Annotated in this window: 1 pseudogene; it reads right to left on the bottom strand. The window is 64.7% G+C overall.

The annotated features are described in order from the left end of the window. Positions 1–286, bottom strand: a pseudogene (locus IB255_RS30585) (electron transfer flavoprotein subunit alpha/FixB family protein); the annotation flags it as partial.

Here is a 286-nt window from a genome sequence, read left to right as displayed (position 1 = left end):
TGTCGCCATTGCCCATGCCACGGCCGCCGGAAACGACGATCTTGGCAGCGGTCAGTTCCGGACGGTCGGACTTGGCCAGTTCTTCGCCCACGAAGGCGGACTTGCCGGCATCGGCCGGGCCGGAAACGGTTTCAACAGCGGCGGAGCCACCTTCGGCAGCAACGGCGTCGAAGCCGGTGCCACGCACGGTGATGACCTTGACGGCGGCCGAGGATTGCACGGTAGCGATGGCGTTACCGGCATAGATCGGACGCTTGAAGGTGTCGGCGCTGACCACTTCGATGAT

The organism is Pseudomonas sp. PDM22, assembly GCF_014851965.1.
Taxonomy (GTDB): Bacteria; Pseudomonadota; Gammaproteobacteria; order Pseudomonadales; family Pseudomonadaceae; genus Pseudomonas.
The sequence above is the reverse complement of the archived record's forward strand: the minus strand, read 5'-3'. Positions and strand labels throughout refer to the sequence as shown.